This window comes from Pseudomonas sp. AC016, assembly GCF_979253365.1.
Window position 1 is genome coordinate 4,539,593 of the sequence record NZ_CEEDCC010000001.1, and the last position, 15,963, is coordinate 4,555,555.

The following is a 15,963-nucleotide window of genomic DNA, read 5'->3' on the forward strand; positions in this document are numbered from 1 at the left end:
CTCAGGTGGTTGGCCGTTCGGGCGGATTCTTTTCCAGCAAGGTCTCGATGACCCGGTACAGTTCCTTGTAACGAAGGGGCTTGGTGATGTAGGCATCACAGCCGGCCAGACGGATTTTTTCTTCGTCTTCCTTCATGGCCATGGCGGTCAGGGCAATGACGGGGATGGTCGCGGTCCTGGCATCGCTCTTGAGCAATGAGGTGGCCTGCAGGCCGTCCATTCCGGGCAATTGAATGTCCATCAGAATCAACTGCGGCTGACACTCCTGCGCCAGTCTGAGACCGGTCTCGGCATCGGCTGCAGCGGTCACGCCATGCCCGGCGCTGGTCAGCAGCAATTCGGCAAGACGCATGTTGGCCGGGTTGTCCTCAATGATCAGGATTTGGGCCATGGCGCCTCCACAGGTGTGTGGGCGCGAATCGGCAGCCAGACCACAAAACGAGCGCCCAGATCCTTGACGCTGGCGACCGCAACGCTGCCGCCGTGCAGTTCGGCCAGTTGTTTGACCATCGCCAGCCCCAGCCCCGTGCCTTCGAATTTGCGTGACAGGCTGCTGTCGATCTGGCTGAAGGCCTTGAACAGCTTGCTCATGTCGCTTTGTGCAATGCCGATCCCGGTGTCGCTGACGCTCAGTTCCAGGAACTGATCATGTTCACTGAGGGGCAGCTCGAAGCCATAAGTCGGCCAGTCGCCCTTGATCGTGCCAGCCAGTGTACGGGGCACTTGCCGTACAGCCAGCGTGACCCAGCCGCCGGGTGAACTGAACTTCACCGCGTTGGCCAGCAGGTTGTAGACGATCTGTTTGGTCTTGCGCCGGTCCAGTTCCATCAGGCCGAAATCCGCTTCGGACTCCAGTTTGAGCTGAATGCTCTGCAGCGCAGCCTGCTCACGAACGATCAGCAGGCTATTGCTCAGCAGCTCGCTCAGCTCGACCGGCTCCAGCTCCAGTTCCATCATGCCGGCCTCGACCTTGGACAGGTCGAGAATGTCGTTGATCAGCGACAGCAGGTGCTGGCCGCTGTTGAAGATGTCACCGATGTACTTGCGTTGCGTGTCGGTCATGTCGCCGACCATGCCGTCGCGCAGTGCCTCGGAAAAACCGATGACGGCATTGAGCGGCGTGCGCAACTCGTGGGACATGGTGGCGAGGAATTCGGACTTCATGTGGCTGGCATGTTCCAGCTCGACGTTCTTCTCTTCCAGGGTGCGTTCGAAGCGCTTGCGCTCGGTGACATCGCGGGCGGCGGCAAACACACCCTTGAGCTTGCGGTCGCGGTCGTGGAAGGTCGCGGCGTTGTAGGACACCACGGTTTCGGTGCCATCGTAGGCGCGCACAGTGAGCTCGTAATCGCTGACGGTGTGTTCGCTGAGCACCCGCTTGATGGCGGCTTCGGCGCTGGCCGGGTCGGTAAAGAAGTTCTTGCACGGCGCGCCGATCAGCTCATCACGGGTTCGGCCGGTCAGCGCCATCATCTGTTTGTTGACGTCGGAAATGATGCCCTGCGGGTCGGTCATCATCAGTGCATCGATGTTCGACTCGATCAGCGACCGGGTATAGAAGTGCTGATCACGAAGCCGCTGGTCGAGCAGGGCCTGGGTTTCTTCTTCCTGCTTGCGTGCCGTATTGTCGGTGCCGATCAGCAGATAGCCGATGATGGTTTCGTTGCTGTCGCGCAATGAAGTGACCGAGACCATGGCCGACAGTCGACTGCCGTCCTTGCGGATGTAGGTCAGTTCGTAAATGTCTTCGATGCCGCGAGACGCCTTGAACACCAGCGCTTCGAAGCCGGGGGTGATAGGCGTATTGAGTTCGTAACTGAGTGCCGCCGCACGGGCGATCAGCTCGGTGGGGTCGGAAATATCTGCCGGGGTGATCTTGTCGACCACATCTTCGGACTGATAGCCGAGCATGCGCTCGGCGCCCACGTTGAAAATCTGGATGACGCCGTGCTCATCGGTGGCGATGCTTGAAAAGTAGGCACTGTTGAAAATCGCGTCCTGCAGCGCGCCTGTCTTGAGCAGGGATTTCTGACGACGTGATTCCGTGCTCCTTTCGTCGCGAGACTCAGGTTCTACTGGCGGGGTTTGCATCATTGCTCCCGTGACTTCGTGAACCAGCCTGAGGACGAGGCTATACCGTCTGCGACCGTTGGTCTAGCGACCGGCCACTCCAGAAAGTGTTTGCCAGTTACACACTGACTATCAGTCGTTTGCCATTAAATAGCTACCAAAGGTTTGCTTCAGATCGGCCGTTTGTCAGTGCGGGCAAGAGGCGTTCAAGACCTGCCGGGAATTCCGTACTTGCGCAGCCGGTGGGCGATGGCAGTGTGTGAAGTGTGCAGTCGTGCGGCCAGTTGGCGAGTGGAGGGATAGTCGGCGTAGAGCTTTTCCAGCAAATCCTTTTCGAACGACTCTACGGCATGCTCAAGGCTGTCGATCTCGAGCGTGTTCTGGCCAGCCACAGCTGTGCCTGCGATGTCCAGATCGCCGATATCCACCACTGCGCTTTCACTGATGGCTGCCGCGCGGAAGATCACGTTCTGCAGTTGCCGGACATTGCCCGGCCAGCGGTTGCCCAGCAGGGCAGGGTAGGTGCCTGTGGCCAGACGACAGACCGGACGCTGGATCTGCGCGCAGGCCTGCTCCATGAAGTAGCGTGCCAGCAGCAGGATGTCCTGGCCGCGTTCGCGCAGGGGCGGCACTTCCAGGTTCAGGACGTTGAGGCGGTAGAACAGGTCCTCGCGGAAGGTGCCTTCGCTGACCATCTTTTCAAGGTCTCGGTGGGTAGCGCTGAGGATGCGCACATTGACCTTGACCTCGCGGTCGCCGCCCACCCGCCGAAAGCTGCCGTCGTTGAGAAAACGCAACAGTTTGGCCTGCAGATAGGGCGACATTTCGCCAATCTCGTCGAGAAATACCGTGCCCTGGTTTGCCAGCTCCATCAAGCCCGGCTTGCCGCCACGCTGGGCGCCGGTGAAGGCGCCAGGGGCGTAGCCGAACAGCTCGCTTTCGGCGAGATTCTCCGGCAACGCCGCACAGTTCAGGGCCAGAAACGGCTCGCCATGCCGGGCGCTGCTGGCGTGGCAGGCACGGGCGACGAGTTCCTTGCCGGTGCCGGTTTCGCCCTGAATCAGCAGAGGCGCATCGAGTGCGGCAATTCGCTGGGCACGCGCCTTGAGGGTGCGGATGGCCGGTGACTCGCCCAGCAGCGCATCGAAGCCTTCGGCGTGGTCGTGGTGCAACGCTGAAAGGCGTTCGCCGATCCGGCTGGGCAGGTACAAGGTGATCAGCGCGCCCGCTTCGGTGATCGGCGTAGCGTCGAGCAACAGCGCTTCGCCATTGAGGGTGATTTCGCGCAGCGGCAGACGAAAGCCATTGTCCAGCAATGCGGTTTGCAGGCTGGGGTCGGCGAACAATTCACCAATGGGTTCACCCGCAGGCTCGCGGCCGATCAGCGCGATCAGTGCCGGGTTGGCCAGCAACACATGACCAGCACTGTCCAGCGCCAGAACCGGATCGGTCATCGCCGCCAGCAGTGCATCGAGCTGCAGGTGACGACGCTGACCGGGCAGGATGTCCACCACTGTGATCGCCTCGACACCCCGCACCCTGAACAACGCGTCCTTGAGCTCTTCGAGCATCTGATGGCTCAGGGTCGGCGCGTCGATGTAGACGTTGGGTGGCACCATTTCGACGGCATCCAGATTCAGATTGCGCCCGCCCAGAATCGCCAGCACTTCCTGGGTGATACCGACACGGTCGATGAAACTGACATGGATACGCATGAGGCAGAGCGGGTTCGCAAACGAGAGGCTGGCAAGTATGCCCTGTGGCGCGGCGTTTGGTGAAATTCAGCGTGATGACCCGAGAATGTGACGCGGAGCGTCACGGGCGGCGTGCCCACGTAGAGCGATGGGCACGATCAGTGTTGAGGCGGACTTATGTATAACGATGAGCGCGGAGCGTGGGCACGATCATCAACCTTACGCTGATCGTTCCTACGCTCCGCGTGGGAATGCCGCTCAGGACGCTCTGCGTCCGGTAGATGCCTTACACCAGATGTTCAGGCTCTACCGGATCGCCGGACTTGGCGTCCAGCTTGTCGCGGATGTCTTCGAACATGCGGTCGTAATCCGGATGTTTGGCAATCGGCAGGGAATCGCTGTGGGGCAGACCATGCTTGAGGGCGATGCGTCCAGCGTCGTGGGCAAAGTTGAAAGCCAGATCGCGGGGCAGGTCGAACGCTTCGGAAAAGCTCTTGCCATCAATCTCGCCCTGCATCGTGAAATGAATGCCGGTTCCCTCGTTGGGATCCTGACTCACTTCGTAACGCAGATGAATGTCGTAGGCGACATCCGATGGCTGGAACGCCGCGTGAGTCATGTGCAGATGGCCTGGCTCGAACATGGAGATTGCCCCATTGAAATTGAGTGTCCACGTAGGACACTGTTCGCGTCAGGGCGGTTCAGCCGGATGTCGGACCACTCTTCAGCGCGAAGGCGGGCGCTCGGCCTTCACTGGCTCGGGTCGCGACCAGATCCACAGGTTGCCCAGCGCCATTCCGGCTATCGCCAGGTACAGCCACCAGACATGGGTCAGCAGGCTCAGCATCATCACCGCGCAGAACAGCATGCTGACCGTGGCGCTGATCTTGGCGCGCCGGGTGACCAGTCGGCCGTTGCGCCAGTTGTAAAGGATCGGCCCAAACACGCGGTGGTTCTCCAGCCAGGCGTTCAGGCGCGGCGAACTGCGCGTCGCAGCCCACGCGGCCAGCAGAATGAACTCGGTGGTCGGCAGGCCGGGGATGAAAATCGCGGCAATGCCGATGCCCAGGCTGGCATACGCGAGAATGCCAAACAGAAAGCGTGAAAGTCTGGAGCCGGGTGGTTTGTACGTCATGGTCTCTACAGGCAGGTTCGAAAAGCCCGGCCAGCTTAACAGCACCTGACACTTTTTCATGCGTGCGCCATTTCACCTGCCGGCGAGTTGACGCAGGCACGCCCTGGCGTTCGGCCGTCAGGGGCAAGAAACAGGCATTGCGCAATCAGGAAACGGGCGTTACTGCCCGTGAGGACGAACGAGGTATGCGCCTTGGCGGTCTTGTCGGAGCGCCAAGAGCTGCATGCCGACGCAAAGCATCGGCACGATCAGCCGGATGCATTACTCGGCGTTATGCAGCGCCAGGCAGTTGTCCAGCATGCGGTTGGAGAACGCCCATTCGTTGTCGTACCAGGACAGCACCTTGAGCAGTTTGCCGCTCACTTTGGTGTGGTTGGCATCGAAGATCGACGACAGCGGGTTGTGGTTGAAGTCGTGGGAGACCAGCGGCAGGGTGTTGTAACCCAGTACCTTGGAGTGCTGGCTGGCTTCTTTCATCAGCGCGTTGACTTCTTCAGCAGTGGTTTCGCGTTTCAGGGTGACGGTCAGATCCACCAGCGACACGTTGATCACCGGAACCCGCACCGCCATACCCGTAAGCTTGCCCGCCAGTTCCGGCAGCACCAGGCCGACCGCTTCGGCGGCACCGGTCTTGCTCGGGATCATCGACTGCGTGGCCGAGCGCGCGCGGTACGGGTCGGTGTGGTAGACGTCGATCAGGTTCTGGTCGTTGGTGTAGGCATGAATGGTGGTCATCAGGCCGCTTTCGATACCCAGTTCACGGTGCAGCACCTGGGCAACCGGCGCCAGGCAGTTGGTGGTGCAGGAAGCGCTGGAGATGATCTGGTGCGACTGACGCAGCGTGTCGTGGTTCACGCCATAGACGATGGTCGCATCTGCGCCACTGGCAGGAGCGGAGATGATGACCTTGCGCGCACCGGCAGTCAGGTGGGCGGAGGCTTTGTCGCGGCTGGTGAACAGGCCGGTGCACTCGAACACCACATCGATGTTTTGCGACTTCCATGGCAGCTCCGCAGGGTTGCGGATCGCGCTCACGGCGATACGGTCGCCATTGACCGTCAGGCTCTCTTTGTCACACTCCACGGTGCCGCTGAACGGGCCGTGTACAGTGTCGAAACGCAGCAGGTGCGCATTCATTTCGCTGTCGCCCAGATCGTTGATGGCGACGACCTGCAGGTCCTGTCGGTAACCTTGGGTATACAGTGCGCGTAGGACGTTGCGGCCGATGCGGCCAAAACCGTTGATTGCGATACGAAGAGTCATACAGCCGTCCTTCATAAATTTGTTGTTGGAATTACAAGATTATTCTCATAGAAATAGAAAACAAGCCTTTTTAGTGGCAATATTTTGTTTTATCTACAACTACAAGCCTGAAAGGCATGCCCCATTGATCGAAACCAGGCCTTTGCGCGACAGCATTCGGCCCCGATCATCGGAACCGTCTTTACGGGTGACCATAGACGTTAGCCTGGAGTTCATCACATGCATCCCCGCATTCTTGAAGTAACCGAGCGGCTGATCGCTCGCAGTCGTGATACCCGCGAGCGCTATCTTCAATTGATCCGCGGCGCAGCCAGCGAAGGCCCGATGCGCGGCAAACTCCAATGCGCCAACTTCGCTCACGGCGTCGCGGCCTGCGGTCCGGAAGACAAGCAGAGCCTGCGGATGATGAACGCCGCCAACATCGCCATCGTCTCCTCCTACAACGAAATGCTCTCCGCGCATCAGCCCTACGAACACTTCCCCAACCAGATCAAACAGGCTTTACGTGACATTGGTTCGGTCGGTCAGTTTGCTGGTGGTGTGCCGGCGATGTGCGATGGCGTGACTCAGGGCGAGCCAGGCATGGAACTGGCGATTGCCAGCCGCGAAGTGATCGCGATGTCCACGGCCGTGGCGCTGTCGCACAACATGTTCGATGGCGCGCTGATGCTGGGCATCTGCGACAAGATCGTGCCGGGCCTGATGATGGGCGCACTGCGTTTCGGTCATCTGCCGACCATTTTCGTGCCGGGCGGGCCGATGGTGTCCGGCATTTCCAACAAGCAGAAAGCAGACGTTCGACAGCGCTATGCCGAAGGCAAGGCGACCCGCGAGGAGCTGCTGGACTCGGAGATGAAGTCCTACCACAGCCCCGGCACCTGCACGTTCTACGGCACTGCCAATACCAACCAGCTGGTGATGGAAGTGATGGGCATGCACTTGCCCGGCGCTTCGTTCGTCAACCCGTACACCCCGCTGCGTGACGCGCTGACCACTGAGGCTGCTCATCAGGTTACGCGCCTGACCAAGCAGAGCGGCAGCTTCATGCCGATCGGCGAAATCGTCGACGAGCGCTCGCTGGTCAACTCCATCGTGGCCCTGCACGCTACCGGCGGCTCGACCAACCACACCCTGCACATGCCCGCCATCGCCATGGCAGCCGGTATCAAACTGACCTGGCAGGACATGGCCGACCTGTCGGAAGTCGTGCCGACTCTCAGCCACGTCTATCCGAACGGCAAGGCCGACATCAACCACTTCCAGGCAGCGGGCGGCATGTCGTTCCTGATCCGCGAATTGCTGGCGGCCGGCCTGTTGCACGAAAACGTCAACACCGTGGCCGGTTATGGCTTGAGCCGCTACACCAAGGAGCCGTTTCTGGAAGACGGCAAGCTGGTCTGGCGCGAAGGCCCGCTGGAAAGTCTGGACGAGAACATCCTGCGTCCGGTGTCCCGTCCGTTTTCTGCGGAAGGTGGTCTGCGCGTCATGGAGGGCAACCTCGGCCGTGGCGTGATGAAGGTGTCCGCCGTGGCTCTTGAGCACCAGATCGTCGAAGCGCCTGCCAAGGTGTTTCAGGATCAGCAGGAACTGGCCGATGCCTTCAAGGCCGGTGAGCTGGAGTGTGACTTCGTTGCAGTCATGCGTTTCCAGGGGCCGCGCTCCAACGGCATGCCCGAATTGCACAAAATGACGCCGTTCCTCGGCGTGCTGCAGGACCGTGGCTTCAAGGTCGCTCTTGTAACCGATGGACGGATGTCCGGCGCTTCGGGCAAGATCCCTGCGGCCATTCACGTTTGCCCGGAAGCTTACGTGGGCGGTCCTCTTGCGCTTGTGCAAGAGGGTGACGTGATTCGCGTCGATGGCGTGAAAGGAACGTTGCAAGTTCTGGTCGAAGCGTCAGAATTGGCCACCAGAGAACCCGCCACCTGCCAGATCGACAACAGCGTCGGCTGCGGTCGGGAGCTGTTTGGATTCATGCGCATGGCCTTCAGCTCCGCAGAGCAGGGCGCTTGCGCCTTTACCTCTAGTCTGGAGACGCTTAAGTGAAGTTGGCCCTGGTCGGTGATATAGGCGGTACCAATGCTCGTTTTGCCATCTGGGAAGACGACACGCTGCATTCTGTCCGCGTATTCCCGACCATCGACTACATCGGTCCGGAAAAAGCCATCGAGGTCTACCTGCAGGACCTCGAACTCAAGCGTGGCGACATCGGCTACGTCTGTCTGGCGGTTGCCGGACCCGTGGATGGCGATCTGTTCCAGTTCACCAACAGTCATTGGGAGCTGAGCCGCAAGGCGTTCTGCGAAGACCTGAAAGTCGACCACCTGCTGCTGATCAATGACTTCACCGCCATGGCGCTGGGCATGACCCGGCTCAAGGACGACGAGTACCTGACGGTCTGTCACGGTGTCGGCAAGCCGGATCGCCCACGTGCCGTGGTCGGGCCGGGCACCGGGCTTGGGGTCGGCACGCTGATCAAGGAAAGTGACACGCGCTGGCTGGCGTTGCCGGGCGAGGGTGGTCATGTCGACCTGCCGATCGGGACGGCACGTGAAGCGCTGCTGTGGACGCGGCTGATGGCCGAGCACGAGCATGTCAGCGCGGAAGTGGTGCTCAGCGGTGCAGGCCTGTTGCTGCTGTATCAGGTCAGTTGCGCGCTGGATGACATCGAGCCTGAGCTCAAGTCACCGGCCGCCATTACCACAGCAGCGCTTGCAGGCGACCCGGTGGCTGCGGCTGTACTGGACCAGTTCTGTGTGTTTCTGGGCCGCGTGGTCGGCAATCAGGTGCTGACGGTGGGCGGCCTGGGCGGTGTCTACATCGCTGGCGGCGTGGTGCCACGCTTTACCGACTTTTTCATGAACAGCGGCTTCAAGCGCGCACTCGCCGAAAAGGGCGTGATGAGCGATTATTTCAAGGGGTTGCCCGTCTGGCTGGTCACCGCCGAATATCCCGGCCTGATGGGCGCGGGGGTTGCGCTGCAACAGGCCTTCGGTTCAGACATCTGAACCGCGGCCATAACAACAAAAAATCAACAGCCAACGAGGACGCCTTCACGTGAGTTCAGTCAGTAAATCGATCCTGCTGGTGGATGACGACCAGGAGATTCGGGAGTTGCTGGACACCTACCTGAGCCGTGCCGGTTTTCAGGTTCGCACGGTCGGCGACGGCGCAGGTTTTCGTCAGGCGTTCAACGAGGCGTCCAGCGACCTGCTGATTCTCGACGTCATGCTGCCCGACGAAGACGGCTTCAGCCTGTGCCGCTGGGTGCGCCAGCATCCGCGTCAGCCGCATGTGCCGATCATCATGCTCACCGCCAGTTCCGACGAGGCCGACCGGGTCATTGGTCTGGAGCTGGGCGCCGACGATTATCTGGGCAAGCCGTTCAGCCCGCGCGAACTTCAAGCTCGGATCAAGGCGTTGTTGCGCCGCGCGCAGTTCGGTCAGGAACGTCCCGGTGGCGACGTTATCCTGTTCGACGAGTGGCGTCTGGACATGGTCAGTCACCGGCTGTTTCACAACGACGGCGAAGAAGTGATCCTGTCGGGCGCCGACTTCGCCTTGCTCAAGCTGTTTCTGGATAACCCTCAGCAGATTCTTGATCGCGACACCATTGGCAACGCCACCCGTGGCCGTGAGCTGATGCCGCTGGAGCGCATCGTCGACATGGCGGTCAGCCGCCTGCGTCAGCGGCTGCGTGACACAGGCAAGTCGCCGCGTCTGATCCGGACCGTGCGCGGCAGCGGATATCTGCTGGCCGCCAACGTCAACGCTCAAGCGGGCAGCGGTTATTAACACGCCGGTGGCAGGCCCAAAAAAACGCAGCCTGCCGCTACCGCGCTCGTTGCTCGGGCGAATGCTATTACTGACCCTGTTGGCGGTGTTGATCGCTCAGACGCTGTCCAGCGTGATCTGGTTGTCGCAACTGCGAGCCACCCAGATGGAAGGGTTGGTGACCAGTGCGCGCAGCCTGGCGTATTCGATGGCGGCCAGCGTCAGTTACTTCCGTTCCCTGCCGCTCGCCTATCGCCCGCTGGTGCTGGATCAGTTGCGCAGCATGGGCGGCACGCGCTTCGTGGTGTCGCTCAACGATCACCCGCTGGACATGCAGATCCTGCAACCCACGCCGCGCAAACAGGCGGTGCTCGATGTGGTCGGCCAGGTGCTTCGTCAGCACTTGGGCAACGATCCCGACATTGCCGTGTGGTTCGTCAAACCCGATGATCTGCGAATTTTCAACAGCGGGCTCAAGCTCGACGAGTTGCCGCGTTCCTGGGCGCATTACGCACTGACCCTGGAGCCGGTCAACCCGCCGGTGCTGGTCACGCAGATTGAAATGGCGCCCGGCGAATGGTTCTACATCGCCTCGTTGCTGCCCGAGCCTTACACCACCCTCGAAGAGCAGGATCTGCCGATTCAACAGGTCTGGTTCATCGGCCTGACCAGCGCGTTTCTGCTGCTGTTCATTGGCCTGCTGGTGCACTGGCAAAGCCGGCCGCTCAAACGCTTGGCACGCGCTGCGCGGGACATGTCACTGGGCGCGGATGTCGAGCCGGTGGTGGAGGGCGGCGGCAGTGAAGTGGTCGAAGTGAGCCGTGCCTTCAATGCCATGCGCACCCGGATCAGTCGCTACCTGACCGAGCGCGGCCAATTGTTCAGCGCCATTTCCCACGACCTGCGCACACCGATTACTCGCCTGCGACTGCGTGTCGAGCTGCTGGAAGACGAGCAGATGCAATATAAGTTCGGACGCGATCTCGACGAACTGGAGCTGCTGGTGAAGGGCGCGCTGCAGTGCGTCAAGGACACCGACATCCACGAAAACATCGAGCAGGTGGACCTCAACGTGCTGCTCGACTGTCTCGTCGAGCCCTATCTGCGTCCCGACGGAGAAGGGCGTGTCACTCAGACCGGCGCAGCCCTGTCCTGCTATCCCGGCAAGCCGCTGGCCCTCAGGCGCTGCATCGGCAATCTGATCGACAACGCCCTCAAGTACGGCGACCGGGCGCACCTCAAGGTCGAGGACAGCGCGCTGGCCTTTGTGCTGCATGTCGATGACGAAGGGCCGGGCGTCCCCGAACAGAGGCTGGAGCATGTGTTCGAGCCGCATTTCCGTCTGGCGGGCGGCAATCAGCAAGGCTACGGCCTGGGGCTGGGCATCGCGCGCAATATCGCCCATAGCCATGGCGGGGAAGTCAGCCTGCAGAATCTTCGCGAAGGCGGGCTGCGCGTCACGCTGTACCTGCCGCGTACATCAGAGTGATATCGAATGTAACCATCCGGTGACATTCGCGCATCCCTTCGTTACCGTCCTCGCGATTCGCTTGGTTAGACTCCCACGAAGCGCAAGCACCAGACTTGCTCATGCATAACAACAAGAAAGGTCAATTCGATGAATTCAATGTCACGCCTCGCCGTTGTCATCTCCCTCGCCTCCCTGTTCCCGCTGAGCGCCCATGCTGCTGATGCCAAAGGCACTGTAGAAGTCGTGCACTGGTGGACCTCGGGTGGCGAAAAAGCTGCGGTTGATGTCCTGAAAGCGCAAGTTGAAAAAGACGGCTTCACCTGGAAAGACGGCGCCGTGGCCGGTGGTGGTGGTTCCACTGCCATGACCGTGCTCAAAAGCCGCGCCGTTGCCGGCAACCCGCCTGGCGTTGCGCAGATCAAAGGCCCGGACATTCAGGAATGGGCGTCCACCGGCCTGCTCGACACCGACGCGCTGAAAGACGTCGCCAAGGCTGAAAAGTGGGACTCGCTGCTGGACAAGAAAGTCTCCGATACCGTGAAGTACGACGGTGATTACGTCGCCGTGCCGGTGAACATTCACCGCGTCAACTGGCTGTGGATCAACCCTGAGGTCTTCAAGAAAGCCGGTATTGAAAAGGCGCCGACCACCCTCGAAGAATTCTATGCCGCTGGCGACAAGCTGAAGAAAGCCGGTTTCATTGCGCTGGCTCACGGCGGTCAGCCATGGCAGGACAGCACGGTGTTCGAAGCGGTCGTGATGTCGGTCATGGGTGCAGACGGTTACAAGAAAGCCCTGGTTGATCTCGACAAGGATGCGCTGACTGGCGAAGGCATGGTCAAGTCGCTCACCGAACTCAAGAAAGTCGCGACCTACATGGACGCCGACGGCAAGGGTCAGGACTGGAACCTGGAAGCGGCCAAGGTCATCAACGGCAAGGCTGGTATGCAGATCATGGGTGACTGGGCCAAGAGTGAATGGACCGCCGCCAAGAAAGTCGCGGGCAAGGATTACCAGTGCGTAGCTTTCCCGGGCACCGACAAGGCGTTCACCTACAACATCGACTCGCTGGCTGTGTTCAAGCAGCAGGACAAGGGCACGACCGCTGCCCAGCAGGACCTGGCCAAGGTTGCGATGGGTGAGGACTTCCAGAAGGTCTTCAGCATCAACAAGGGCTCGATTCCGGTTCGCGAAGACATGCTGAACGACATGGCCAAATACGGCTTCGATTCCTGCGCGCAAACCGCAGCCAAGGACTTCCTGGCGGATTCGAAAACCGGCGGTCTGCAACCGAGCATGGCGCACAACATGGCCACCTCGCTGGCAGTTCAGGGCGCGTTCTTTGATGTGATCACCAATTACATCAACAACCCGTCAGCCGATCCGGCCGCGACCGCCAAGCAATTGGCCACCGCCGTCAAGTCAGCCCAGTAATCCGCATAACCTGACGTACCGCTGCAGTCTGCGCGGGTGGAATCGGAAAACGATTTCACCCGTGCCTGTGGCCTGAATTCGATACACCGAATGGGATACTCCCGATGAGCTCTGTCGCTGTGTTCAGCAAAGCCTCGCCACTGGATACATTGCAACGCTGGCTACCGAAACTGGTGCTGGCGCCAAGCATGTTCATCGTGTTGGTTGGTTTCTACGGTTACATCCTGTGGACGTTCGTCCTTTCGTTCACCAACTCGACGTTCCTGCCGTCCTACAAGTGGGTCGGTCTGGCGCAATACGCGCGCCTGATGGACAACGACCGCTGGTGGGTCGCGAGCAAGAACCTTGCAGTGTTTGGTGGCATGTTCATCGGCATCAGTCTGGTGATCGGTGTCTTTCTGGCGATTCTGCTGGACCAGCGCATCCGTCGCGAAGGCGCGATCCGCACTATTTATCTGTACCCGATGGCGCTCTCGATGATCGTCACCGGTACGGCCTGGAAGTGGCTGCTCAACCCGGGCCTGGGCCTGGACAAGATGCTGCGCGACTGGGGCTGGGAAGGCTTCCGCCTGGACTGGCTGATCGATCCTGACCGTGTGGTGTATTGCCTGGTGATCGCCGCTGTCTGGCAGTCGTCCGGCTTTGTGATGGCGCTGTTCCTGGCCGGCCTGCGCGGAGTCGATCAATCGATCATCCGTGCTGCGCAGATGGATGGCGCGAGCCTGCCGATGATCTATTGGCGTGTGGTGCTGCCAAGCCTGCGGCCGGTGTTCTTCAGTGCGGTGATGATCCTGGCGCACATCGCGATCAAGAGCTTCGACCTGGTGGCGGCGATGACGGCCGGTGGCCCCGGTTACTCCTCGGACCTGCCCGCCATGTTCATGTATTCCTTCACCTTCAGCCGTGGCCAGATGGGCATGGGTTCGGCGAGTGCGATTCTGATGCTCGGCGCGATCCTGGCGATTCTGGTGCCTTACCTGTATTCCGAGCTGAGGACCAAGCGCAATGACTAGTCTTGTAGGCAAGCCAGGCATCAGCTTCAGCCGCGTGGTGATTCACGCCGTGCTGTTGCTGGCCTGTTTGATTTATCTGGTACCGCTGGTGGTCATGCTGTTCACCAGCTTCAAGACTCCGGAAGACATCGGCACCGGCAACCTGTTGAGCTGGCCGAGCGTCGTCACCGTCATCGGCTGGGTCAAGGCCTGGGACATCGTCGACGGCTATTTCTGGAACTCGCTGCGCATCACCGTTCCGGCCGTGATCATCTCCACCGCCATCGGGGCGCTCAACGGCTACGTGCTGTCGATGTGGAAATTCCGCGGCTCGCAACTGTTCTTCGGCCTGTTGCTGTTCGGCTGCTTCCTGCCGTTCCAGACCGTTCTGCTGCCTGCGTCCTTCACGCTGGGCAAGATGGGCCTGGCCAACACCACCACGGGCCTGGTGTTCGTTCACGTGGTCTACGGCCTGGCGTTCACCACGCTGTTTTTCCGTAACTATTACGTGAGCGTGCCGGATGCCTTGGTGCGTGCTGCACGCCTGGACGGCGCAGGGTTCTTCACTATCTTTGGCCGCATCATCCTGCCGATGTCGACGCCGATCGTGATGGTTTGCCTGATCTGGCAGTTCACTCAGATCTGGAACGACTTCCTGTTCGGCGTGGTGTTCTCCAGTGGCGAATCGCAGCCCATCACCGTGGCGCTGAACAACCTGGTCAACACCAGCACCGGCGCCAAGGAATACAACGTTGACATGGCGGCGGCGATGATCGCCGGGCTGCCGACACTGCTGGTGTACGTACTGGCTGGCAAGTATTTCCTGCGTGGGCTCACAGCCGGCGCGGTCAAGGGGTAATCATGGCGACTCTCGAGCTACGCAACGTCAACAAGACATACGGCACCAACCTGCCGGACACGCTGAAGAACATCGAACTGTCGATCAAGGACGGCGAGTTCCTGATCCTGGTCGGTCCGTCCGGTTGCGGCAAATCCACCCTGATGAACTGCATCGCGGGCCTGGAAAACATCACTGGCGGCGCGATCCTGATCGACGGCGAAGACGTCAGCGGCACCAGCCCGAAGGATCGTGACATCGCGATGGTATTCCAGTCCTACGCGCTGTACCCGACCATGAGCGTGAGAGAGAACATCGCGTTCGGTCTGAAGATACGCAAGATGGCGCCTGCCGCCATTGAAGAAGAGGTGGCACGGGTCGCCAAGCTGCTGCAGATCGAGCACCTGCTCAACCGCAAGCCGGGTCAGCTGTCCGGTGGTCAGCAACAGCGTGTGGCCATGGGCCGTGCCCTGGCACGCCGTCCGAAGATCTACCTGTTCGACGAACCGCTTTCCAACCTCGACGCCAAGTTGCGTGTCGAAATGCGTACCGAAATGAAATTGATGCACCAGCGTCTGAAGACTACCACTGTGTACGTGACCCACGACCAGATCGAGGCCATGACATTGGGTGATAAGGTTGCGGTCATGAAGGACGGTATCGTCCAGCAGTTCGGTACGCCCAAGCAGATCTACAACGACCCGGCCAACCTGTTCGTGGCCAGCTTCATCGGCTCGCCGCCGATGAACTTCATCCCATTGCGCCTGCAACGCCAGGACGGCCGTCTGGTGGCGCTGCTCGACAGCGGTCAGGCGCGCTGCGAACTGCCGGTTGGCGTCAGCGACGCAGGGCTTGAGGATCGGGAAATCATTCTGGGCATCCGTCCCGAGCAGATCACCCTGGCGAGCGGCGAACCTACCGCGCTGCCGACCATACGGGCCGAAGTTCAGGTTACTGAACCGACCGGTCCGGACACGCTGGTGTTCGTCACGCTGAATCAGAGTAAAGTCTGCTGCCGTCTGGCGCCGGACGTCGCGCCACAGGTCGGCGAAAGCCTGACCCTGCAATTCGATCCTTCGAAGGTATTGCTGTTCGACGCCAAGAGCGGTGAGCGTCTGGGCGTGCTGGGAAGCCAGCCTTCGGCTGAGCGTGTCAACAATGTTTCCCAGTTGAGCCGCAAGTGATAGCTTGATCCACCCGAGCACAGCTGGCGGGTCGCCTTTCGCTCAGGCAAGCGACCCACCAGCGAACACGAAGCAGTGATGTAAGACGTAAACCAAAGCTAATAACAA

At 60.5% G+C, this 15,963-nt stretch carries 14 protein-coding genes; 8 read left to right on the forward strand and 6 right to left on the reverse strand.

Going from position 1 to position 15,963, the window contains the following annotated elements; translation table 11 throughout:
- Position 1 precedes the first annotated feature (1 nt).
- The 6 genes from AC0IXS_RS20450 to gap all read right to left on the reverse strand — a co-directional run bounded on the left by AC0IXS_RS20450 (position 2) and on the right by gap (position 6,162).
- On the reverse strand, positions 2–391 hold the full coding sequence (locus AC0IXS_RS20450) for a response regulator (protein ID WP_057409299.1): 390 nt from the start codon (positions 389–391) through the stop codon (positions 2–4).
- Positions 376–2,091 carry a PAS domain-containing sensor histidine kinase gene (locus tag AC0IXS_RS20455; RefSeq protein ID WP_161987276.1) on the reverse strand — a complete coding sequence of 572 codons (1,716 nt, stop codon included), beginning with the start codon at positions 2,089–2,091 and terminating at the stop codon, positions 376–378. The genes AC0IXS_RS20450 and AC0IXS_RS20455 overlap by 16 nt, the downstream gene beginning before the upstream one ends.
- Positions 2,092–2,276: 185 nt before the next feature.
- On the reverse strand, positions 2,277–3,785 hold the full coding sequence (locus AC0IXS_RS20460) for a sigma-54-dependent transcriptional regulator (RefSeq protein WP_057409301.1): 1,509 nt from the start codon (positions 3,783–3,785) through the stop codon (positions 2,277–2,279).
- A gap of 265 nt (positions 3,786–4,050) precedes the next feature.
- Entirely contained in the window at positions 4,051–4,407 is a 357-nt protein-coding gene (locus AC0IXS_RS20465; RefSeq protein WP_057409670.1) for a DUF5064 family protein, read from the reverse strand.
- An 81-nt stretch (positions 4,408–4,488) separates the two neighbouring features.
- Positions 4,489–4,959 carry a YbaN family protein gene (locus AC0IXS_RS20470; protein WP_122669207.1) on the reverse strand — a complete coding sequence of 157 codons (471 nt, stop codon included), beginning with the start codon at positions 4,957–4,959 and terminating at the stop codon, positions 4,489–4,491.
- 201 nt (positions 4,960–5,160) lie between these two features.
- The gene (gene gap, locus AC0IXS_RS20475; RefSeq protein ID WP_025995014.1) at positions 5,161–6,162 is read right to left on the reverse strand and encodes a type I glyceraldehyde-3-phosphate dehydrogenase; all 1,002 of its coding nucleotides are present in this window, start codon (positions 6,160–6,162) and stop codon (positions 5,161–5,163) included.
- A gap of 219 nt (positions 6,163–6,381) precedes the next feature.
- On the opposite strand from gap, the gene edd reads away from it, so the two are divergent.
- From edd to AC0IXS_RS20515, 8 genes are all read left to right on the forward strand, one after another.
- Complete coding sequence (gene edd / locus AC0IXS_RS20480; protein ID WP_057409672.1) at positions 6,382–8,208, forward strand: phosphogluconate dehydratase; 1,827 nt, start codon at positions 6,382–6,384, stop codon at positions 8,206–8,208.
- Complete coding sequence (locus AC0IXS_RS20485; RefSeq protein WP_004878557.1) at positions 8,205–9,170, forward strand: glucokinase; 966 nt, start codon at positions 8,205–8,207, stop codon at positions 9,168–9,170. Before edd ends, AC0IXS_RS20485 begins: the two co-directional genes overlap by 4 nt.
- A gap of 49 nt (positions 9,171–9,219) precedes the next feature.
- Positions 9,220–9,957, forward strand: coding sequence for a response regulator (locus AC0IXS_RS20490; protein ID WP_004878560.1), 738 nt, complete (start codon positions 9,220–9,222; stop codon positions 9,955–9,957).
- A 61-nt stretch (positions 9,958–10,018) separates the two neighbouring features.
- Positions 10,019–11,425, forward strand: a complete 1,407-nt coding sequence (locus AC0IXS_RS20495) for an ATP-binding protein (protein WP_194732929.1) — start codon at positions 10,019–10,021, stop codon at positions 11,423–11,425.
- A gap of 129 nt (positions 11,426–11,554) precedes the next feature.
- Positions 11,555–12,841 carry an ABC transporter substrate-binding protein gene (locus tag AC0IXS_RS20500; protein WP_191954010.1) on the forward strand — a complete coding sequence of 429 codons (1,287 nt, stop codon included), beginning with the start codon at positions 11,555–11,557 and terminating at the stop codon, positions 12,839–12,841.
- A gap of 104 nt (positions 12,842–12,945) precedes the next feature.
- A complete protein-coding gene (locus AC0IXS_RS20505; protein WP_004878565.1) occupies positions 12,946–13,854 on the forward strand; it encodes a carbohydrate ABC transporter permease in 909 nt (302 codons plus the stop codon).
- Complete coding sequence (locus tag AC0IXS_RS20510) at positions 13,847–14,692, forward strand: carbohydrate ABC transporter permease (protein ID WP_004878567.1); 846 nt, start codon at positions 13,847–13,849, stop codon at positions 14,690–14,692. Before AC0IXS_RS20505 ends, AC0IXS_RS20510 begins: the two co-directional genes overlap by 8 nt.
- 2 nt (positions 14,693–14,694) lie before the next feature.
- The gene (locus tag AC0IXS_RS20515; RefSeq protein ID WP_029241967.1) at positions 14,695–15,855 is read left to right on the forward strand and encodes an ABC transporter ATP-binding protein; all 1,161 of its coding nucleotides are present in this window, start codon (positions 14,695–14,697) and stop codon (positions 15,853–15,855) included.
- Positions 15,856–15,963 lie beyond the last annotated feature (108 nt).